Genomic DNA, 20,437 nt, shown 5'->3' with positions numbered 1-20,437 from the left:
GTGACACGCAGGACAGTCCGCATCGCCATGAACGGCGTCACCGGGCGCATGGGACACCGCCAGCACCTGGTCCGTTCGATCCTCGCCCTGCGCGAACAGGGCGGCCTCGACCTCGGCAACGGCGAGACCCTCTGGCCCGAGCCGGTCCTCGTCGGCCGCCGCGAGCCCGCCCTGCGCGCGCTCGCCGAGCGCCACGGCCTCACCGAGTGGTCCACCGACCTCGACGCCGTCCTCGCCGACGACACCGTCGACATCTACTTCGACGCCCAGGTCACGTCCGCCCGCGCCGAGGCGATCACCAAGGCCGTCCACGCCGGCAAGCACATCTACACCGAGAAGCCCACGGCCGCCGACCTCGCCGGCGCCCTGGAGCTCGCCCGGCTCGCCGCCGAGAAGGGCGTCAAGCACGGCGTCGTCCAGGACAAGCTGTTCCTGCCGGGCCTGCTCAAGCTCAAGCGCCTCATCGACGGCGGCTTCTTCGGCGAGATCCTGTCCGTACGCGGCGAGTTCGGCTACTGGGTCTTCGAGGGCGACTGGCAGGACGCCCAGCGCCCCAGCTGGAACTACCGCTCCCAGGACGGCGGCGGCATCGTCGTCGACATGTTCCCGCACTGGGAGTACGTGCTCCACGAGCTGTTCGGCCGCGTCACCTCCGTCACCGCCCAGGTCGCCACCCACGTCCCGCGCCGCTGGGACGAGCAGGGCAAGCCGTACGAGGCCACCGCCGACGACGCCGCCTACGGCATCTTCCAGCTGGAGGGCGGCGCCATCGCCCAGATCAACTCCTCCTGGACCGTCCGCGTCAACCGCGACGAACTCGTCGAGTTCCAGGTCGACGGCACCCACGGCTCCGCCGTCGCCGGACTGCGCAACTGCCGCGTCCAGCACCGCTCGGCGACGCCCAAGCCCGTCTGGAACCCCGACATTCCGGCCACCGAGCCCTTCCGCGACCAGTGGCAGGAGGTCCCCGACAACGCCGAGTTCGACAACGGCTTCAAGGCCCAGTGGGAGCTCTTCCTGCGGCACGTCGTCCTCGACGAGCCGTACCACTGGGACCTCCTCGCGGGCGCCCGCGGTGTCCAGCTCGCCGAACTCGGCCTGAAGTCCGCCGCCGAGGGCCGCCGTCTCGACGTCCCGGAGGTGAGCCTGTGATCCGCCTGCCCGAGACCGGCGGCGGCGTACGGGAGTACGCGCCGCGCACCGAGCCGCTGACCGCGGGCGGGGGCGGCCCCCTGACCTCCCGTACGGTCTTCTCCGCCGCCCACGTCGTCGCCGACCCGTACGCCGACACCACCCCCGACTCGCCCGCGGCGGTCGACTGGGACGCCACCCTCGCCTTCCGCCACCACCTCTGGTCCCACGGCCTCGGGGTCGCCGAGGCCATGGACACCGCGCAGCGGGGGATGGGCCTCGACTGGACGGGGGCGGCCGAGCTGATCCGCCGCAGCGCGGCGGAGGCCAAGGCGGTCGGCGGCCGGATCGCCTGCGGCGTCGGCACCGACCAACTCGCCGGATCCGACCGGCTCACCGGCCCCGCCGGCCTGGCGGCGGTCCGCAAGGCGTACGAGGAGCAGCTCGCGCTCGTCGAGGAGACCGGGTCCCAGGCCATCCTGATGGCCTCCCGTGCCCTCGCCGCGGCGGCCTCGGGACCGGAGGACTACCTCGACCTGTACGGCCACCTCCTCCGCCAGGCGAGCGAGCCGGTCGTCCTGCACTGGCTCGGCCCGATGTTCGACCCGGCGCTCGACGGGTACTGGGGCTCGGGCGACCTGGACACCGCGACCGAGACGTTCCTGGAGGTCATCGCCGCGCACCCGGACAAGGTCGACGGCATCAAGGTCTCCCTCCTGGACGCCCGGCGCGAGGTCGAACTGCGCCGCCGCCTCCCGGAGGGCGTGCGCTGCTACACGGGCGACGACTTCCACTACCCGGAGCTGATCGCGGGGGACGAACAGGGCTTCAGCCACGCCCTGCTGGGCATCTTCGACCCGCTGGCGCCGCTCGCGGCGGAGGCGGTACGGGCTCTCGACACGGGTGATGTAAACGGTTTCCGTGCCGTCCTCGACCCGACGGTCGCCCTGTCCCGGCACCTCTTCCGGGCGCCGACCCGCTTCTACAAGACGGGAGTCGTCCTCCTCGCCTGGCTCGCCGGCCACCAGGACCACTTCACGATGGTCGGCGGCCTGCAGTCCGCCCGCTCGCTGCCGCACCTCGCGAAGGCGTACGAACTGGCGGACGGCCTGGGCCTGTTCCCGGACCCGGCGCTCGCGGAATCGCGCATGCGCTCCCTCCTGACGGTCCAGGGAGGCCTGTGATGAACCTCGACCGCTTCAGCGTCAACCAGATGACGGTCAAGCAGCTGTCCCTCCCCGACCTGGTCGCCCACTGCGTCCGGCTCGGCATCCCGGGCGTGGGACTGTGGCGCGAGCCGGTCCAGGAGTACGGCGTCGAGGCGGCGGCCGAGCTCGTGCGGGACGCGGGCCTGACGGTCACCACCCTCTGCCGCGGCGGCTTCTTCACCTCGGACGGCTGGGAGGAGGAGAACCGTACGGCGATCGACGAGGCGGTCACGCTCGGCACGGACACCGTCGTCCTGGTCTCCGGCGGCCTCACCCCCGCCTTCCCGGACCTGCCCTCGGCCCGCGCCCGCATCACCGAGGCGATCGGGGCGCTGGCCCCCTACGCGGGCGAACGCGGAATCCGCCTGGCGGTCGAGCCCCTCCACCCCATGTACGCCGCCGACCGCTGCGCGGTGTCCACCCTGGACCAGGCGCTGGCCGTCGCCGAGCACTTCCCGCCCGAGCAGGTGGGCGTGGTGGTCGACACGTACCACCTCTGGTGGGACGACCGCGCCCCGGCGGCGGTCGAACGCGCGGGCGCGGCGGGCCGCATCCACTCCTTCCAGCTCGCCGACTGGACCACCCCCCTCCCGGCCGGCGTCCTGACCGGCCGAGGCCAACTGGGCACCGGCGCGATCGACCTGCGGGCCTGGGCGGACCTGACGGAGAAGGCGGGCTGGACGGGCCCGGTGGAGGTGGAGATCTTCAACGACGACCTGTGGTCGAGGAACGGCGTCGAGGTCCTGGAGGAGACGCTGGAGGCGTTCCTGTCGGTGTGAGGTACGAGGGGCCTGCGGTGGGCGGGCGGTCACTCGCCCAGGTGCCGCACGTCCTGCTGCTCGACCTCTTTGAGGACGCGGGCGACGGTGGCGAAGTCGTTGTCCCTGTGAAGGAGGGTCAACCCGTGGTGGACCGCCGTGGCGCAGAGAAGCAGATCCACGACGCCCGCCGCGCGGTGCTGCCCCTTCTGCGTCAGCTTGTACTGGGCGGTCTCCACCCATCGCCACGCGTCCTTGGGGACGCGCACCGGCGCGAACAGGGCCGCGAGGTCCTCTTCGGTCTCATCGCGATCGTCCGCGGTCACGGCGCTGAAGAGGATCTCCGTCCGGGTGGCTTCGCACATGCCGATGGAGCCCGTTTCGATCTCGGCGTCCCAGCGTCGATGTGCGGCGGGATCGGTGCCGAGGTGGACGTATGCGCTGGTGTCGATGAGGTAGGCGATCACTCCGCGCCCTCGCCGTGCTGGGCGGCCTTGCGGGCTTCCCAGTCCCGGCGCGTGCGCTCCAGGTCGCCTCGCGCGCCGCGTTCCGCGAGACGCCCGAACGCCGCGCGGCGGTGATGACGCCTTATGACCTCTTCCAGGGCAGTGTTGATGGTGTCCTTCTTCGTGGTCGTGCCGAGGAGTTTCGCGGCTTCGGCGAGTACGTCGTCGTCCACGTCCACGTTGGTCACGCCCATGGTCGGCCTCCATGTGTGTCATGTGGGAGCTTTGCCCACTTCTCCCACATGGTAGCGGCGACCTCTGCGGGCGCCGCGCTACTTCCCCGGGCCGCCCAGGAGGTCGCCCAGGCCGTCCGCCGCCGCGCCGCCGCTCCTCTTCGTCGCCGCGCGCTTCGTCATGACCGCGAGGACGACCGGCACCAGGATGTCGACCGCTCGGGACACCGCGGCCGCCGGGATGCCGGTCTTCCTCGCGATCGCGTTCGCCGCCGGGCGGGCCAGTCTGCCCAGGACTCCGGCCATCAGGCCGCCGGCCGCGAGGCCGCCGAAGCCGGCGACGCCCTGGAGCGGGGGTTCGGCCGAGGTCACCTCGTCGACGGCGGCGCGGACCTCGTCCGCGCTGGCCGGCTCGGCCGCCGCCTGGCGCAGCTCGCCGGAGAGTTCGGCCACCGAACGGCCCACGACCGGCCGCGCCCCCGCGGGGTCCGTGCCGAGCAGGCCGGCGATCTCCTGGAGGCGGTCGTCGCCCAGCTCGTTCAGGACCTCGTCCTCGAAGGTTTCGCTCATGCCGGAAACGCTACGACCTGCCCTCTTGTGCGGCACCCGGAGCGCCTTGCCGGGGGACCCTCCGACCCGCCCGGCGTCCTGGAAGGCGGGCGCGGGGGCCGTGCCGGACTGGCTGTGGGCGGTGTTGATGCCGTCGGGTTGATCGGGACGGGTCTCGGCGGACTCCTGATCCCGGCGAAGCTGGGGACGGACCGGCCCGTGGAGCACCACAGCGTGGAGCGGAAGGAGTGGAATCCGGGCGGCTGAGCCGAGCCGGGCGCCCCGGAGGGGGAGTTGTCCACACGGGCGCACACGCTGTCCGACCGGTTCGCTACCTTCGGGGCATGTCCAACGAAGGTCGTGGTCCGGGGTCGGCCGTACTCGAAGGGGTCCTGGAGCGGATCACCTACGCCAACGAGGAGAGCGGGTACACGGTCGCCCGCGTCGACACCGGGCGCGGCGCCGGGGACCTGCTCACCGTGGTCGGGGCGCTGCTCGGGGCGCAGCCGGGGGAGTCGCTGCGGATGGAGGGCCGTTGGGGCTCGCATCCGCAGTACGGCAAGCAGTTCACCGTCGAGAACTACACGACCCTGCTGCCCGCCACGATCCAGGGCATCCGCCGCTATCTCGGCTCGGGTCTCGTCAAGGGCATCGGCCCCGTCTTCGCCGATCGCATCACCCAGCACTTCGGCCTGGACACCCTCCGGATCCTTGAGGAGGCCCCCGGCCGCCTGATCGAGGTCCCGGGCCTGGGTCCCAAGCGCACGAAGAAGATCAGCGCGGCCTGGGAGGAGCAGAAGGCGATCAAGGAGGTGATGGTCTTCCTCCAGGGCGTCGGTGTCTCCACCTCCATCGCGGTCCGGATCTACAAGAAGTACGGGGACGCCTCGATCTCCATCGTGCGGAACCAGCCCTACCGGCTCGCCGCCGACGTCTGGGGCATCGGCTTCCTCACCGCCGACAAGATCGCCCAGGCCGTGGGCATACCCCACGACAGCCCCGACCGGGTGAAGGCCGGCCTGCAGTACGCCCTCTCGCAGTCCAGCGACCAGGGGCACTGCTTCCTCCCCGAGGAGCGGCTGATCGCCGACGCGGTGAAGCTCCTCCAGGTCGACACGGGGCTTGTCATCGAGTGCCTCGCCGAGCTGGCCGAGGACCCCGAGGGGGTCGTACGGGAGACGGTGCCGGGTCCCGAGGGGACACCGGTCACCGCCGTGTACCTGATCCCCTTCCACCGGGCCGAGCTGTCGCTCGCCGGACAGCTCCGGCGGCTGCTGCGGGCCGAGGAGGACCGGATGCCGGCCTTCCGGGACGTGGCCTGGGACAAGGCCCTCGCCTGGCTCGCGGACCGGACGGGGGCCTCGCTCGCGCCGGAGCAGGAGGAGGCCGTCCGGCTCGCGCTCACCCGGAAGGTCGCCGTGCTCACCGGCGGCCCCGGCTGCGGCAAGTCGTTCACGGTCCGCTCCATCGTGGAGCTGGCCCGCGCCAAGAGGGCCAAGGTCGTCCTCGCCGCTCCCACGGGGCGGGCGGCCAAGCGGCTCGCGGAGCTGACCGGCGCGGAGGCCTCCACCGTTCACCGGCTCCTGGAACTCAAGCCGGGCGGCGACGCGGCCTACGACCGGGACCGGCCGCTCGACGCGGACCTGGTCGTGGTCGACGAGGCCTCCATGCTCGACCTGCTCCTGGCGAACAAGCTGGTCAAGGCGGTGGCACCGGGGGCCCATCTGCTCCTCGTGGGCGATGTGGACCAGCTCCCGTCGGTCGGCGCGGGCGAGGTCCTCGGCGATCTGCTCGCTCCGGGAAGCCCCGTACCGGCGGTCCGGCTGACCCGGATCTTCCGTCAGGCGCAGGAGTCCGGGGTCGTCACCAACGCGCACCGGATCAACGCCGGCACCCCGCCGAAGACCGAGGGCCTGCCGGACTTCTTCCTCTTCGTCGAGGAGGAGACCGAGGACGCCGCCCGGGTCGCCGTGGACGTCGCGGCCCGGCGGATTCCGGCCAAGTTCGGCCTCGACCCCCGCCGTGACGTGCAGGTTCTCGCCCCCATGCACCGGGGCCCGGCCGGTGCGGGCTCGCTCAACGGACTGCTGCAGCAGGTCATCACTCCGGGCCGCCCCGATCTGCCGGAGAAGCGGTTCGGCGGCCGGGTCTTCCGCGTAGGTGACAAAGTCACCCAGATCAGGAACAACTATGACAAGGGGGCCAATGGGGTCTTCAACGGCACCGTCGGCGTCGTGACGCAGCTGGACCCCGTCGAGCAGAAGCTGACGGTGCGGACGGACGAGGACGAGGAGGTGCCGTACGACTTCGACGAACTGGACGAGCTCGCCCACGCGTACGCGGTCACCATCCACCGTTCGCAGGGCAGTGAGTATCCGGCCGTGGTGATCCCGGTCACGATGAGTGCCTGGATGATGCTGCAGCGGAACCTGCTCTACACCGCCGTGACCCGCGCGAAGAAGCTCGTGGTCCTCGTCGGCTCCCGCCGGGCGATCGCCCAGGCGGTCCGGACGGTCTCCGCGGGTAGACGCTTTACCGCACTCGCGTTTCGGCTCACAGGCGGTGCCCCCGTGTGAAAGATCACGGAGGACTACCGGAACCGGGGCGAAGGGGGCAGGATATGAAGGTTGGCGGCACTGAGTGCCGCCGATTGGCCCAATGGTCGACCCCGAGTGCACTCTCCTGAGCCAAATGGGGGATGGTAGAGACAGTCAGGGCACCTCGAAGAAGAGGCACTACGTCGGTGAGGGATGACGTGAGCGACAACTCTGTAGTACTGCGGTACGCGGACGGTGAATACACCTACCCGGTGGTCGAGAGCACCGTCGGCGACAAGGGCTTCGACATCGGGAAACTCCGAGCCCAGACCGGTCTGGTCACCCTGGACAGCGGATACGGCAACACCGCCGCCTATAAATCCGCGATCACCTACCTCGACGGTGAGCAGGGGATTCTGCGGTACCGCGGTTACCCCATCGAGCAGCTGGCCGAGCGCTCCACCTTCCTTGAGGTGGCGTACCTGCTGATCAACGGTGAGCTGCCCAAGGTCGACGAGCTGGCGACCTTCAAGAACGAGATCACGCAGCACACGCTCGTCCACGAGGACGTCAAGAACTTCTTCCGCGGTTTCCCGCGGGACGCCCACCCGATGGCGATGCTGTCCTCGGTGGTCTCCGCGCTGTCCACCTTCTACCAGGACAGCCACAACCCGTTCGACGAGGAGCAGCGTCACCTCTCCACGATCCGGCTGCTCGCGAAGCTGCCGACGATCGCGGCGTATGCGTACAAGAAGTCGATCGGCCACCCGTTCGTCTACCCGCGCAACGACCTCGGGTACGTCGAGAACTTCCTGCGCATGACCTTCTCGGTCCCGGCGCAGGAGTACGACCTGGACCCGGTCGTCGTCAACGCGCTCGACAAGCTGCTGATCCTGCACGCGGACCACGAGCAGAACTGCTCGACCTCCACCGTGCGTCTGGTCGGCTCCTCGCAGGCGAACATGTTCGCCTCGATCTCCGCCGGCATCTCGGCCCTGTGGGGCCCGCTGCACGGTGGCGCCAACCAGTCGGTCCTGGAGATGCTCGAGGGCATCAAGGCCAACGGCGGCGATGTCGACTCCTTCATCCGCAAGGTGAAGAACAAGGAGGACGGCGTCCGCCTGATGGGCTTCGGCCACCGGGTGTACAAGTCCTTCGACCCGCGCGCCAAGATCATCAAGGCGGCGGCGCACGACGTCCTCTCGGCCCTCGGCAAGTCCGACGAGCTGCTGGACATCGCGCTCAAGCTGGAGGAGCACGCGCTCTCCGACGAGTACTTCGTCTCGCGCAACCTCTACCCCAACGTGGACTTCTACACGGGCCTCATCTACCGCGCGATGGGCTTCCCGACCGAGATGTTCACCGTCCTCTTCGCGCTCGGCCGCCTGCCCGGCTGGATCGCCCAGTGGCACGAGATGATCAAGGAGCCCGGCTCCCGCATCGGCCGCCCGCGCCAGATCTACACCGGCGAGGTCCTCCGCGACTTCGTCCCGGTCGAGGCGCGCTAGAGCCTTCGCCGTGACCGGGGGCGTTCCCCCTGGTCGGTTCACGATGCCTGTGGAGGCGAACCGAGCCTCCGAAAAAGAGGAAGCGCCCCGCCGTCGATCCCCCCACGGGTCGACGAGCGGGGCGCTTCCCATGTCCCGGTGCGGATTCCCCCCACGGGATCCGGGCCGGGCGTCTGCGGGTGTCGCAGAAGCTACGCGGGTCGGCGCGGCGCGGTCTGCCGGGGTACGTACGGGAGGGCCGCTCAAAGCTCCCCGGTGCACGTGCCCCGGCCAACGCTTGCCTGGAACGTCCCCCAAGACATTCCATGAACGTCCCCCAAGACGTTCTCGGCATCGCCCACTTAGACTCGCGAACAGCCCAGATGGTTACCCCCCAATATCTGTGATCTAGGTCTCTTTGTGAAGGTCCTGTGCGTCACGCGTGGGTGAATTCACGTGAAGCGGCGGAGACGAAGGCTGTTGGATACGACGAAGACGGACGAAAAGGCCATCGCCAGGCCCGCGATCATCGGGTTCAGGAGTCCGGCCGCGGCGAGCGGCAGCGCCGCCACGTTGTAGCCGAAGGCCCAGCCCAGATTTCCCCTGATCGTCGCCAGGGTGCGGCGGGCGAGCCGGATCGCGTCGGCCGCGACCCGCAAATCGCCCCGTACCAGGGTCAGATCGCTCGCCTCGATCGCCGCGTCCGTGCCCGTCCCCATCGCCAGGCCCAGGTCCGCCGTCGCGAGGGCCGCCGCGTCGTTCACCCCGTCGCCGACCATCGCGACCGTCCGGCCCTCCGCCTGGAGCCTCCGGATCACCTCGGCCTTCTCCTCCGGCAGCACCTCGGCGATCACCTCGTCGATGCCGACCTCCGCCGCCACGGCCTCCGCCACCACCCGGTGGTCCCCGGTGAGGAGGACCGGCCGCAGGCCGAGGCCCCGCAGCCGGGCCACCGCCTCCGCGCTGGTGTCCTTGACGGTGTCCGCGACGGTCAGGGTGCCCCGGGCGACCCCGTCCCAGGCGACGTGGACGGCACCGGGCTCCCCGCCCGCCGGCACGTCGACGCCCTCCGCCGTCAGCAGCGCGGCACGGCCGACGAGGACCAGGTGGCCCTCGACCGAGCCGCGGACGCCGAGCCCGGGGACGTTCTCGAAGGTCTTCGGTACGGGGAGCTCCCCGCAGCGCTCGACGGCGCCGCCCGCGACCGCGCGGGCCACCGGGTGCTCGGAAGAGTGCTCCAGGGCCCCGGCCAGCCGTAGCAGCTCGGTCTCGTCGGTGGCGTCGGTGCCGTACTTACCGCCGTACACGCGCACACCGGCCAGCCGCATGCGGCCCGTGGTGACCGTGCCCGTCTTGTCGAGGACGATCGTGTCGACGCGGCGGGTGGACTCCAGGACCTCGGGGCCCTTGATCAGGATGCCGAGCTGCGCGCCGCGGCCGGTGCCGACCATGAGCGCGGTCGGGGTCGCGAGGCCCAGGGCGCAGGGGCAGGCGATGATCAGGACGGCGACGGCGGCGGTGAAGGAGGCCGTCGGGTCGTCGGTCAGCAGCAGCCAGGTGACGAGGGTGCCGAGCGCGACGAGCAGGACCACCGGCACGAAGACGGCCGAGATCCGGTCGGCGAGCCGCTGTACCTCGGCCTTGCCGTTCTGGGCGTCCTCGACGAGCTTCGCCATGCGGGCGAGCTGGGTGTCGGCGCCGACACGGGTGGCCCGGACGACGAGGCGGCCCGAGACGTTGACGCAGCCGCCGGTGACGTCGCTGCCCGCGGCGACGTCCAGCGGCAGTGACTCGCCGGTGAGCAGGGAGGCGTCGACGGCCGACGCGCCCTCGGCGACGGTGCCGTCGGTGGCGATCTTCTCCCCGGGCCGTACGACGAAGAGGTCGCCGGTCCGCAGCGCGGCGACCGGCACCCGCACTTCCGTGCCCCCGCGCAGGACGGCAACGTCCTTGGCGCCGAGTTCCATCAGGGCCCGGAGTGCCGTGCCCGCCTTCCGCTTGGCACGGGCCTCCAGGTAGCGGCCGAGGAGGATGAAGGTGACGACCCCCGCCGCGACCTCCAGATAGATCGCGGACGAGGCCTCGGAGCGGTCGACGGTCGGGTCGAAGCCGTGCCGCATGCCGGGCATGCCCGCGTCGCCGAGGAAGAGGGCCCAGAGCGACCAGCCGAAGGCGGCGAGGGTGCCGACCGAGACGAGGGTGTCCATGGTGGCGGCGCCGTGCCGGAGGTTGGTCCAGGCGGCCCGGTGGAAGGGAAGCCCGCCCCAGACGACGACGGGGGCGGCGAGGGTGAGCGAGAGCCACTGCCAGTTGTCGAACTGGAGGCTCGGGACCATGGCGAGCAGGACGACGGGCGCGGAGAGCAGCGCGGAGACGGTGAGCCGCTGCCGGAGGGAGGCGAGTTCGGGGTCCGGGGCGGTCTCCCGATCCTCCGCTACGGCGGTCGGTTCGGGCTCCGGCGGCGGAGGTTCCTCCGCCGTGTAGCCGGTCTTGACGACGGTGGCGATCAGCGTGTCGACCCCGACCTCCGGGGGGTGCTCGATCCGCGCCTTCTCCGTGGCGTAGTTGACGGTCGCGGTCACCCCGACGATGCGGTTGAGCTTCCTCTCGACGCGGGCCGCGCAGGAGGCGCAGGTCATCCCGCCGATCGTCAGCTCGGTGACCGCGACATCGACGGGGGGTGCGGTGGTGCTGGAGGTCATGTGCGGTTCCAAAGGGGAGCAGGGCCGTACCCGGTAACGGTACGGCCCTGCGGCGTGTCGACGGGGTGAGCGGTCAGACCAGCTCGTAGCCGGCCTCGTCGACGGCGGCGCGGACGGCCTCCTCGTCGAGCGGGGCGGCGGAGACGACGGTCACCTGACCCGTGGAGGCGACGGCCGTCACCGACGAGACGCCGGGAAGCTCGGAGATCTCGCTCGACACCGCGCCCTCGCAGTGGCCGCAGGTCATGCCCTTGACCTGGTAGACGGTGGTGAGGTCGGTCTTCGTCTCTGCGGTCATGGCGTTCTCCTCGTGGGGTTCAGGACCGTACGTCGGCATTTTATACCCCTAGGGGGTATAAAATCCAGTCGAGTCCGGCCGTGCCGCGCTCGCGACCCCGGCCGGACTCCAGGGTAGATAGCCGACATGTCGCAATCGGGGACCGCGCTCATCCTGATCATGGCGATCACCGTCCTGGCGCCGCTGCTCGCCTACGGAGTCGGGTGATGGCTCCCCGTCCCCCTCGTCATCTTCGAGATCCTGCTCGGCATCGGCCCCGACGTCCTGGACCGGGCGCGCCCGGACGCGCTGATCGACGGGCTCTCGGAGCTCGGCCTCGCCATGCTGATCTTCCTCGCGGGATACGAGATCGAGTTCGGCAAGGTCCGCGGCGACGCCCTCCGGCGATCCGTCCGGGCCTGGCTGATCGCCCTCGGGCTCGGACTGGCCACCGGTGTCCTCCTCGGCGGCGGCTACACCAAGGGCGTCTTCATCGGCGTCGCGCTGACCAGCACCGCGCTCGGCACCGTCCTGCCCGTGCTCCGGGACGCGGGAGGGCCTTCCGGCCGAGCGGATCAGCGGCTCGGAGTCGTGGTGACCGGACTCTCGACCGAGTGGGACTCGACCGAGTGGGACTCGACCGAGGGGGACTCGACCAAGGGGGAGAGGTAGCGCAGGAGGAGCGTCTTGAGCTCCGCGATCGTGGCGTCCCGCTCGGCCCCCTCCGGCGCGGCGAGGACGAGGTCCAGGCCCCCCTTGAAGGCGGCGAAGGCCATGCCCGCCGTCCGGAGGCGGTCCTCGGCGGGAAGCGCGGGCGCGTAGTGGGCGATCACCTCCTGCACGCGGGTGAGCAGGGTCGCGTGCAGTTCGTCGTGCTCCTCCGCGATCCGGCCGGGGACCTCGGAGCCGTGCATCAGGGCGAGGAAGGCCGGGTTGGCGCAGTTGAACTCGATCAACGGGTCGACGACGGCGTCCAGCAGTCCGGGCAGCGGCAGGGCGAGGTTCTCCGGGGTGAACGCCTGGCCGTGGGCCTCGCGCATCTGGTGCAGCAGGCGCTCGCCCAACTCGATCGCGATGGCTTCCTTGTTGGGGAAGTACTGGTAGAGCGTGCCGGGCGAGACATGGGCCTCGCGGGCGATCGCGTTGGTGCTGGACGCCGTGTAGCCGTTCGCACAGAAGACGCTCGCGGCGGCCTGGAGCAGCTGCGCGATACGGCGCTCGCCCCGCGCCTGACGGCGGCGCGGCTTCGGTTCTTCGGACATGGCTGTCCCCAGCTCTCCTCACACGTTTGACAAACACGAGAGGTCGCTCGCATTCTTGTGAAACGCGAGTGATCACTCGTGTTTGCCAGTCTATGGCAATGGGCGACCCATGTGACCTGCCGGGAAGCGAGCGCAGGGGTCAGGTGAAGGGGACACCTCGTCATGGCCGAAGTCAAGAAATCAGCGCCCGGCGGGGCCGGATCCAGCGAGCCCCCGGCGGGTGGCGGCGGATCGCCGAAGGGCGAGGGGGCGGGCGGCTGGACGCGGTTCGTGACCGTCCGGCCGCGCCTCACCCTGCTCGTCGCCCTCGTCCTCACCGCCCTCGCGGTCCTGGCCGGCGGCGGGGTCGCCGACCGGATGGGCAGCGGCGGCTGGGAGGACCCGGCCGCCGAGTCCACGTACGCGACCGAGGCCCTCGGGCGCCAGTTCCCCGGCTCCCAGCCCAATCTGCTCCTGCTCGTCGACGCCGGAGCGGCCGGCGCCGACGCGCCCGCGGTCGCCGCCGAGGCGCGCCGGCTCGCCGAGCGGCTCGACGCCGAGCCGGGCGTCGACGGCGTCGGCTCCTACTGGTCCACCGGCTCCCCCGCCCTCCGCTCCGGGGACGGCCGCAAGGCCGTGATAGCCGCCCGGATCGCCGGCGAGGAGAAGGACGCCGCCGCGGTCCTCGACCGGATCGCCCCCGAGTACCGGGGCACCCACGGCCCCGTGGAGGTCTCCCTCGGCGGCGGACTCGCCGTCCGTCACGAGATGCAGACGGTCATCCAGGAGGACCTGCTGCGGGCCGAGCTCATCGCCCTGCCCCTCACCCTGATCCTGCTCGTCATGGTCTTCGGCAGTGCCGTCGCCGCCCTGCTGCCGCTCGGCGTCGGCATCGTCGCCATCCTCGGCACCAACGCCGTCCTGCGCGGCATCACCGAGTTCACCGACGTCTCCGTCTTCGCGCAGAACCTGACCACGGCCCTCGGCCTCGGGCTCGCCATCGACTACGCCCTGTTCGTCGTCCGCCGCTACCGCGAGGAACTCGCCACCGGGGCCGACACGTACGCCGCCGTCCGCACCACCCTGCGCACCGCCGGGCGGACCGTGCTCTTCTCCGCCCTGACCGTCGCCGTCTCCCTCGCCGCGATGCTGGTCTTCCCGCAGTACTTCCTGCGCTCCTTCGCGTACGCCGGGATCGCCGTGGTCCTGCTCGCCGCGACCGCCGCCCTCACCCTGCTCCCGGCGGCCCTCGTGCTGCTCGGCGACCGGGTCAACGCGCTCGACCTGCGGCGCCTCCTCCGGCGCGGCGGAGCGCCGGGCGCGGGCCCCGCCGGGGACGGCGAGGGCGCGGGCTGGGGGCGGGCAGCCGCGCTCGTGATGCGCAGGGCGCCGGTCTTCGCCGTCCTCACCACCGCCGGACTCGTCCTCCTCGGACTGCCCTTCCTCGGCGTGAAGTTCGGCACCGCCGACGACCGTCAGCTCCCCGTCACCGCCGCCTCCCGGGTCGTCCAGGACGAGCTGCGGCACGGTTTCCCCGGCGACCCCGGCGGCACCCTCACCGTCCTGGCCGAGGGCGAGGCCACCCCGGCGCAGTACGCGGCCTTCCGGGACCGGATCGGCGCACTCGGCGGTGTGGTCCGGGCCGACGGGCCGGTGACCGCCGCCGGCGGCCACGCCTACTTCACCGTCGTCCCCGAGGGTGAGACCGTCGGAGCCCAGGCCCAGCGGACCGTGGCCGAACTGCGCGCCGCACCGGCCCCGTTCGAGACCTCCGTCACCGGACAGGCGGCCGTCCTCGTCGACTCCAAGGACGCCCTCGCCGAGCGGCTGCCCTGGGCCGCGGCGATCATCGTGATCGTCACCCTGCTCCTCGTCTTCCTGCTCACCGGCAGCGTCCTCATACCCGTCCAGGCCGTCGTCCTCAACGCCCTCAGCCTCACGGCGATGTTCGGGGCGGTGGTCTGGGTCTTCCAGGACGGGCATCTCGCCGGACTCCTCGGCTTCACCTCCACCGGGGACATCGAGACCACCCTGCCGGTGCTCATGTTCTGCGTGGCCTTCGGACTCTCCATGGACTACGGGGTGTTCCTGCTCTCCCGCATCAAGGAGGAGTACGACCGCACCGGCGACCACGAGCACTCCGTCCGCTTCGGCCTGCGCCACACCGGCGGCCTCATCACCGCGGCCGCCGTGATCCTCGCCGTCGTCATGGTCGCCATCGGCACCTCCCGCGTCACCAACACCAAGATGCTCGGCCTCGGCGTCGCCCTCGCCGTCCTCATGGACGCGATGGTGGTCCGCAGTCTCCTCGTCCCCTCCGTGATGAAGCTGACCGGCCGCCTCACCTGGTGGGCCCCCGGCCCGCTGCGGCGGTTCCACGACCGCTTCGGCATCAGCGAGTCGGACGCGCCCGCGCCGGTGCCGGACGGGGGCGCGGTGGTCGAGGAGCGCAAGGAGATGGCCCCGCTCCACCGGTGACACGCCCTCGTGACGCGCCTGCGTGACAGTCCTTCGCGGCGGTCCTTCGTGGCATGTCTTCGCGACAGGCGCGGGGCCGGACCCGGGATCACCGGGTCCGGCCCCGCGGGGGAGAGAAGGGGCGGTACGTCAGGTCAGTCGCGGCGGCCCCGGTTGCCGGGGCGGCTGGCGACCCAGGCGCGGATCGTGTCCGCGTACCAGAAGGGCTTGCCCGACTCCACCTGGTCGGGGGCCGGCAGCAGTCCGTGCTTCCGGTAGGAGCGGACCGTGTCGGGCTGCACCCGGATGTGTGCGGCGATGTCCTTGTACGACCAGAGCGTTCTGTCCGTCATGCCTGGTACCTCCCTGCGCGCCACGCAGCGGCGGCGGGGGTGCCGTTCGGGGGCGCTGCGGGCATGCGATGGCGATCACTGAGCCATTGCCCCCTGCAACGACCCCGCCAGACAGGAGGGGAGCGCCTGTCGAGGGCCTGTGACGGAAAGCCCGCGTAACGGAGATATGCGTGACGCCGAAGGGACGCGCGTGACGAAAGTGTGGCAGCGGGGCATCGGTGTGTCCGCGTGCGGCGTCCCCGGCCGGAGAGATAAGGGCCCGCGCGCGCCGGTCACACGCCGCAGGAGCGGAGATAGCGCCGGGTACGGAGCGCGATCGGGTACGGAACGTCCGGCTCGCAGGGGTACATGTCCTGCTCGACGATCGCGAACAGGTCCACGTCCAGGGCCGAGGCGGCCGCGAGCACCGGCTCCAGGGCCGGCACCCCTGCCGGCGGCTCGCACATCACACCGCGCGCGACCGCCGGCCCGAACGGCACCCCCTCGGCCACCACGCCCGCCAGGATCTCCGGGTCGACCTGCTTGAGATGCAGGTAGCCGATCCGCTCGCCGTACGTCTCGATCAACGCGACGCTGTCCCCGCCGGCGTACGCGTAGTGCCCGGTGTCCAGACAGAGCGAGACCGCCTCCGGGTCGGTCGCGTCCAGGAACCGCGTCACGCTCTCCTCGCCGTCCAGATGCGTGTCGGCATGCGGATGGACGACGATCCGCAGCCCGTACCGCTCGCGCACCTCCCGGCCGAGCCGCTCGGTGAGACCCGTCAGGTCCCGCCACTGCGCGGCGGTGAGCGTGCGGTCCTCCAGGACCTCGCCCGTCCGGTCGTCCCGCCAGAACGACGGGATGACGACCAGATGGCCCGCGCCCACCGCCTGCGCCAGGGCCGCGTTCTCGGCGACGTGCGCCCAGGTCCGGTCCCAGACGCCCGGGCCGTGGTGCAGGCCGGTGAAGACCGTCCCCGCCGACACCCGCAGCCCGCGCCGCGCGGTCTCCTCCGTCAGGACGGCCGGATCGGTGGGCAGATAGCCGTACGGGCCGAGCTCGATCCACTCGTAGCCCGAGCCGGACACCTCGTCCAGGAAGCGCTGCCACGGCACCTGCCGGGGATCGTCGGGGAACCACACCCCCCAGGAGTCCGGGGCGGAGCCGATCCGGATACGGGGCGGGGACGGGGGCGAGGGCGGCTGCGGTGACGACGTCGTCATGCCTGCCACCTTGACCGGGGCCCGTGAGCAGCGTCAAGGAGGCCGCTCCGGCCCGCACGGGCCCGTCCGGTCGTCAGAATGTCCGGACATATCATTGACACGCCTCCCGGCGGACGGCTAGACCTGGGTGCGGAAGCCGGACGCGAGAGGTGGCGCGGGTGGAGTCGGAGCCGTACGACCTGATCACCATGGGGCGCCTCGGCGTGGACCTGTACCCGCTCCAGACCGGGGTCGGGCTCGACCGGGTCGACACCTTCGCCAAATTCCTCGGCGGCTCCCCGGCGAACGTCGCCGTCGCCGCCGCCCGGCTCGGCCTGCGCACCGCACTCGTCTCCCGCACCGGCGCCGACCCCTTCGGCACCTATCTGCGCCGCGAGCTGAAGGGCTTCGGGGTGGACGACCGCTGGGTGACCGAGGTCGACGCGTACCCCACCCCCGTCACCTTCTGCGCCCTCTTCCCGCCCGACGACTTCCCCCTCACCTTCTACCGCCGCCCCAAGGCCCCCGACCTGGAGATCCATCCGCACGAGCTGGACCTCGACGCGATCCGCGCCGCCCGGGTCCTCTGGGCGACCGGCACGGGCCTGTGCGCCGAGCCGAGCCGCGCCGCGACCCTGGAGGCGCTGCGGGCCAGGTCCGGGCGGGAGGTGACGGTCCTCGACCTGGACTGGCGGCCGATGTTCTGGACGGACCCGCCCGCCGCCCGCCCGTACTACGCCGAGGCGCTGCGGCACGCGACCGTCGTCGTCGGCAACGTCGACGAGTGCGAGGTGGCGACCGGGGAACGCGAGCCGTACGCGGCCGCCCGCGCGCTGCTCGCCGCCGGAGGGGACACCGGCCTCCGGCTCGCCGTCGTCAAGCGGGGCCCCGGGGGCGTCCTCGCGCTCGCCGCCGACGGGACGAGCGCCGAGGTGCCGCCGCTGCCGGTGGAGGTGGTCAACGGCCTCGGCGCGGGCGACGCGTTCGGCGGGGCGCTCGTCCACGGACTGCTCGCCGGCCGGGACCTGGAGTCCACCGTGCGCCACGCCAACGCCGCCGGCGCGATCGTCGCGGGCCGCCTCGCCTGCTCGTCCGCCATGCCGTACGCCGCCGAGATCGCCGAGGCACTCGCGACGGGCTCCGGAACCCTGGCGGAAAACGGGTAGGGGTGAGTCATGAGCACCCGTCACCCCCCGTCCCTCCACCTCCCCGCCGGAACCGCCGCCCGCGGCCCGTACGGGCTCGACATCGACCCCGGGCGGGCCGGCTGGACGTACTCCGCCCTCCGGGTCCTCACCCTCGGACCGGGCGGGATCCACTCCTTCGGGAGCGGGGATTCCGAATGGGTCGTGCTTCCCCTCTCCGGTGCCTGTAGCGTGCGCGTCGACGGAGAGATCCTCGAACTCCAGGGCCGCACGAGCGTGTTCGACGGAGTGTCCGACTTCGCCTATGTACCGCGCGACGCCCACGCCCAGATCGCCTCCGGTGCGGGAGGCCGCTTCGCTTTGGCAGGAGCGAAGTGCGAGCGACGACTCCCCGCCCGCTACGGCCCCGCGCCGGAGGTTCCCGTCGAGACCCGCGGCAGCGGCAACCGCGCCCGCCGGGTACGGAACTTCGCCTCGGCGGACGCCTTCGCCTGCGACCGGCTCATCGCCGTCGAGGTCGTCACGCCCGGCGGCAACTGGTCCTCGTACCCGCCGCACAAGCACGACGAGCACCGCCCCGGCGCCGAGTCCGTCCTCGAAGAGATCTACTACTACGAGATCGAGGGCCCGGGCGCCCTCGCCTACCAGCGGATCTCCCCCTCCCGGCCCGGCGGCGCCGAGCTCCTCGCCGAGGTCCGGGACGGTGACGCCGTCCTCGTACCCGACGGCTGGCACGGCCCGTCGATCGCCCAGCCCGGACACCCGCTGTACTACCTGAACGTCATGGCCGGCCCCGGCCCCGAACGGGAGTGGCGGATCTGCTTCCACCCCGACCACACGGAGGGATACGCATGAGCGTCCGCCTCACCGTCGCCCAGGCCCTGGTGCGTTTCCTCGCCGCGCAGTACACCGAGCGCGACGGCGTACGGCAGCGGCTGATCACCGCGACCTGGGGCATCTTCGGCCACGGCAACGTCGCAGGCATCGGGCAGGCGCTCGTGGAGTACCCCGACCTCATGCCCTACCACCAGGGGCGCAACGAACAGGCCATGGTGCATGCCGCCGTCGGCTACGCCCGCCAGTCCAACCGGCTGCGCGCCCACGCCGTCACCACCTCCATCGGCCCCGGCGCCACCAACCTCGTCACCGGCGCCGCCCTCGCCACCGTCAACCGGCTGCCCGTCCTGCTGCTGCCCGGCGACACCTTCGCCACCCGCCCCGCCGACCCCGTCCTGCAGCAGCTCGAAGTCCCGTACGCGGGCGAGATGTCCGTCAACGACTGCCTGCGGCCCGTGTCGCGCTACTTCGACCGGATCACCCGCCCCGAGGTGCTGGTCCCGGCCGCCCTCGCCGCCGTACGCGTCCTCACCGACCCCGCCGACACCGGGGCGGTCACCCTCGCGCTGCCGCAGGACGTGCAGGCCGAGGCGTACGACTGGCCCGAGGAGTTCCTCGCCGAGCGGACCTGGACCGTGCGCCGGCCGCGGCCCGACGAGGCCGAACTCGACGCCGTCGTACAGGCGGTCGGGAAGGCCCGCCGGCCGATGATCATCGCCGGCGGCGGAGTCAGGTACAGCGCCGCCCAGGACGCCCTGAGCACCCTCGCCGGGTCGGCCGACCTCCCCGTCGCCACCACCCAGGCCGGCAAGGGCGTCCTGCCCTGGGACCACCCCTGCGACGTCGGCGGCATCGGCCACACCGGCACACAGACCGCCAACGCCCTCGCCCGCACCAGCGACCTGATCATCGGAGTCGGCACCCGCCTCACCGACTTCACCACCGCATCCGGCACCCTCTTCCGCCCCGACACGCGGCTCGTGAACCTCAACATCACCGGATTCGACGCCCACAAGCAGGCCGCGCTGCCGCTCGTCGCCGACGCCCGGGCCGGACTCGAGGCGCTCACCGAGGCGCTCGGCGGCCACCGGCACGGCGGACGGCACGACACGGCGCAGTGGTCCTTCGCCAAGCAGGAATGGCAGGAGCGGACCGACGCCGCCTACGCCGCACCCGACCCGCGCGCCCGACCCACCCAGGTCCAGGTCCTCGGCGCACTCGACACTCTGGTCGACGGCAGCGACATCCTGATCAACGCCGCCGGCTCGCTCCCCGGCGACCTGCACAAGCTGTGGCGCGCCCGGTCCCGCGACCAGTACCACGTCGAATACGGCTACTCGTGCATGGGCTACGAGATCCCCGCCGCCATCGGCGTCGCCCTCGCCGCCCCCGGCCGGCCGGTCTGGGCCCTCGTCGGCGACGGCACGTACCTGATGAATCCCACCGAGATCGTCACCGCCGTCCAGGAGGGACTCCCCATCAAGGTCGTCATCCTCCAGAACCACGGTTACGCCTCCATCGGCGGCCTCTCGGAGGCCGTCGGCGCCGAGCGGTTCGGCACCGACTACCGCCACCGGGACCCCTTCGGCGGCTTCACCGGCCCGCCGCTCCCCGTCGACCTCGGCGCCAACGCCGCCTCCCTCGGCATGCGGGTGCTGCGCCCCCGCACCGTGCGTGACCTGCGGGAAGCCCTCGCGGACGCGCGGACCGCGACCGTTCCCACATGTGTCTACATCGAGACCGAAACGCCAGACACTGTGTCGGGCCCGCCCCCGGCCCAGGCATGGTGGGATGTGCCCGTGGCCGAGACCTCGACCCGCCCGTCGGCGGTCAAGGCCCGGGAGGAGTACGACCGGCACGTCACCGCCCGACGCCGCCATCTCTGAAGGAGCATT

The 20,437-nt window shown here is 71.9% G+C and carries 17 protein-coding genes and 1 pseudogene; 10 read left to right on the top strand and 8 right to left on the bottom strand.

What is annotated here, in order from left to right; all coding sequences use genetic code 11:
• The 3 genes from IF00_RS0134640 to IF00_RS0134630 are packed head-to-tail and all read left to right on the top strand — an operon-like array spanning position 1 to position 3,118.
• Positions 1-1,152, top strand: a complete 1,152-nt coding sequence (locus IF00_RS0134640) for a Gfo/Idh/MocA family protein (protein WP_030325052.1) — start codon at positions 1-3, stop codon at positions 1,150-1,152.
• Positions 1,149-2,315, top strand: coding sequence for a dihydrodipicolinate synthase family protein (locus tag IF00_RS0134635; protein ID WP_030325050.1), 1,167 nt, complete (start codon positions 1,149-1,151; stop codon positions 2,313-2,315). Before IF00_RS0134640 ends, IF00_RS0134635 begins: the two co-directional genes overlap by 4 nt.
• Positions 2,315-3,118, top strand: coding sequence for a sugar phosphate isomerase/epimerase family protein (locus IF00_RS0134630; protein WP_030325049.1), 804 nt, complete (start codon positions 2,315-2,317; stop codon positions 3,116-3,118). Before IF00_RS0134635 ends, IF00_RS0134630 begins: the two co-directional genes overlap by 1 nt.
• 29 nt (positions 3,119-3,147) lie before the next feature.
• On the opposite strand, the gene IF00_RS0134625 is transcribed toward IF00_RS0134630, so the two are convergent.
• From IF00_RS0134625 to IF00_RS0134615, 3 genes are all read right to left on the bottom strand, one after another.
• The gene (locus tag IF00_RS0134625; protein WP_030325047.1) at positions 3,148-3,564 is read right to left on the bottom strand and encodes a PIN domain nuclease; all 417 of its coding nucleotides are present in this window, start codon (positions 3,562-3,564) and stop codon (positions 3,148-3,150) included.
• Positions 3,561-3,797, bottom strand: a complete 237-nt coding sequence (locus IF00_RS0134620) for a type II toxin-antitoxin system VapB family antitoxin (protein WP_030325045.1) — start codon at positions 3,795-3,797, stop codon at positions 3,561-3,563. Before IF00_RS0134620 ends, IF00_RS0134625 begins: the two co-directional genes overlap by 4 nt.
• A 78-nt stretch (positions 3,798-3,875) precedes the next feature.
• On the bottom strand, positions 3,876-4,346 hold the full coding sequence (locus IF00_RS0134615) for a DUF937 domain-containing protein (RefSeq protein WP_037639769.1): 471 nt from the start codon (positions 4,344-4,346) through the stop codon (positions 3,876-3,878).
• A 323-nt stretch (positions 4,347-4,669) separates the two neighbouring features.
• Between IF00_RS0134615 and recD2 the strand changes: the two genes are divergently transcribed.
• Both recD2 and IF00_RS0134605 read left to right on the top strand, forming a co-directional pair.
• Positions 4,670-6,901, top strand: a complete 2,232-nt coding sequence (gene recD2 / locus IF00_RS0134610) for an SF1B family DNA helicase RecD2 (RefSeq protein WP_030325041.1) — start codon at positions 4,670-4,672, stop codon at positions 6,899-6,901.
• Between the two features lie 179 nt (positions 6,902-7,080).
• A complete protein-coding gene (locus tag IF00_RS0134605; protein ID WP_026057844.1) occupies positions 7,081-8,370 on the top strand; it encodes a citrate synthase in 1,290 nt (429 codons plus the stop codon).
• A gap of 431 nt (positions 8,371-8,801) precedes the next feature.
• Here IF00_RS0134605 and IF00_RS0134600 read toward each other — a convergent pair whose 3' ends face one another.
• Positions 8,802-11,051: a heavy metal translocating P-type ATPase gene (locus IF00_RS0134600; protein ID WP_030325039.1), complete on the bottom strand. Its 2,250-nt coding sequence runs from the start codon at positions 11,049-11,051 to the stop codon at positions 8,802-8,804.
• 73 nt (positions 11,052-11,124) lie between these two features.
• Positions 11,125-11,349 carry a heavy-metal-associated domain-containing protein gene (locus IF00_RS0134595; protein WP_030325038.1) on the bottom strand — a complete coding sequence of 75 codons (225 nt, stop codon included), beginning with the start codon at positions 11,347-11,349 and terminating at the stop codon, positions 11,125-11,127.
• A gap of 126 nt (positions 11,350-11,475) precedes the next feature.
• Between IF00_RS0134595 and IF00_RS44255 the strand changes: the two are divergent.
• Positions 11,476-11,898 (top strand): annotated as a pseudogene (locus IF00_RS44255) (cation:proton antiporter domain-containing protein); the annotation flags it as partial.
• A 5-nt stretch (positions 11,899-11,903) separates the two neighbouring features.
• Here the strand turns inward: IF00_RS44255 and IF00_RS0134580 are convergent.
• Complete coding sequence (locus IF00_RS0134580; protein WP_245234709.1) at positions 11,904-12,590, bottom strand: TetR/AcrR family transcriptional regulator; 687 nt, start codon at positions 12,588-12,590, stop codon at positions 11,904-11,906.
• Between the two features lie 162 nt (positions 12,591-12,752).
• On the opposite strand from IF00_RS0134580, the gene IF00_RS0134575 reads away from it, so the two are divergent.
• The gene (locus IF00_RS0134575; RefSeq protein WP_037639759.1) at positions 12,753-15,047 is read left to right on the top strand and encodes an MMPL family transporter; all 2,295 of its coding nucleotides are present in this window, start codon (positions 12,753-12,755) and stop codon (positions 15,045-15,047) included.
• Positions 15,048-15,181: 134 nt separating this feature from the next.
• Here the strand turns inward: IF00_RS0134575 and IF00_RS0134570 are convergent, their stop codons facing one another.
• Positions 15,182-15,379, bottom strand: coding sequence for a helix-turn-helix transcriptional regulator (locus IF00_RS0134570; RefSeq protein WP_030325034.1), 198 nt, complete (start codon positions 15,377-15,379; stop codon positions 15,182-15,184).
• A 272-nt stretch (positions 15,380-15,651) separates the two neighbouring features.
• A complete protein-coding gene (locus tag IF00_RS0134565; RefSeq protein WP_030325031.1) occupies positions 15,652-16,581 on the bottom strand; it encodes a sugar phosphate isomerase/epimerase family protein in 930 nt (309 codons plus the stop codon).
• Positions 16,582-16,769: 188 nt separating this feature from the next.
• On the opposite strand from IF00_RS0134565, the gene iolC reads away from it, so the two are divergent.
• The 3 genes from iolC to iolD are packed head-to-tail and all read left to right on the top strand — an operon-like array spanning position 16,770 to position 20,428.
• Positions 16,770-17,726, top strand: coding sequence for a 5-dehydro-2-deoxygluconokinase (gene iolC / locus IF00_RS0134560; protein WP_030325029.1), 957 nt, complete (start codon positions 16,770-16,772; stop codon positions 17,724-17,726).
• Between the two features lie 9 nt (positions 17,727-17,735).
• Positions 17,736-18,560, top strand: a complete 825-nt coding sequence (gene iolB / locus IF00_RS0134555; RefSeq protein WP_030325027.1) for a 5-deoxy-glucuronate isomerase — start codon at positions 17,736-17,738, stop codon at positions 18,558-18,560.
• On the top strand, positions 18,557-20,428 hold the full coding sequence (iolD, locus tag IF00_RS0134550; protein WP_030325025.1) for a 3D-(3,5/4)-trihydroxycyclohexane-1,2-dione acylhydrolase (decyclizing): 1,872 nt from the start codon (positions 18,557-18,559) through the stop codon (positions 20,426-20,428). The genes iolB and iolD overlap by 4 nt, the downstream gene beginning before the upstream one ends.
• The last annotated feature ends 9 nt before the right edge of the window (positions 20,429-20,437 follow it).

The organism is Streptomyces flavochromogenes (assembly GCF_000717595.1).
GTDB classification, from domain to species: domain Bacteria; phylum Actinomycetota; class Actinomycetes; order Streptomycetales; family Streptomycetaceae; genus Streptomyces; species Streptomyces flavochromogenes.
The sequence above is the reverse complement of the archived record's forward strand: the minus strand, read 5'-3'. Positions and strand labels throughout refer to the sequence as shown.